This window comes from Microcystis aeruginosa NIES-4325 (assembly GCF_008974145.1).
Lineage (GTDB): Bacteria > Cyanobacteriota > Cyanobacteriia > Cyanobacteriales > Microcystaceae > Microcystis > Microcystis aeruginosa_G.
The window spans coordinates 1-670 of the sequence record NZ_BJKP01000109.1 but is presented as its reverse complement, the minus strand read 5'-3'; the positions used below and the strand labels follow the sequence as shown (position 1 = coordinate 670).

Sequence of the window (670 nt, the reverse complement as noted above, 5' to 3'; positions counted from 1 at the left end):
CTCAGATTCTGGGTGCTTCCCCCGATACCCTGGAAAAGTGGCAATTGTCGGGGTCAATATTCCCCGCTAGTGAAAGCGATGCAGCCTGACAATTACTCCATCTTCTCCATCTTTCGAGAATTTAATTATAGCGTTTCTCACACCTGGGTGGCACAGTTAAACCTTTGCTGATTAAGCTTTTCAACATTGATAATGTACCTCTTGCGAACAGTAAACGCTATAAGTTAATATTTGAGTTTTTAGGGTGATTTTGCAGTTGCAGTAAAGTTTGGGGAGATTCCGCCAAAACCTGACAAATTGGCTGATAAACTGCCTCCTGTAACTTAACTTCTCCCACGGTAAACTGCTGCTCGAACTTGATACGTGCGGGATTAACAATCAGGGCAAACCAGGTTTCTTGTAGTTGTTTAACCTGTTCTTGGGTGGTTAAACCTAACGAGCCTCGAATAAAAATATCACGGCGGAATTGGGTATTAACAAAAAAATCTCGCACCACTTCCCGATAGATTGGGTCGCTGATTTTGGCTAATTTCTCTTGAGCTGCTGCTGAGAGATTGACCATATCGATATGGTCATTAATATGAGCGGAACCCACATATTTAAGTTTAGCATCCTCTGATTCTTTCGCCACTTCATCGAAGTAAAAAGAATTCCATTCCTGATTAAAATA

At 41.6% G+C, this 670-nt stretch carries 1 pseudogene; it reads right to left on the bottom strand.

The window, feature by feature from the left end:
* Positions 1-220: 220 nt before the first annotated feature.
* A pseudogene (locus tag MiAbW_RS19195) lies at positions 221-670 on the bottom strand (methyltransferase regulatory domain-containing protein); the annotation flags it as partial.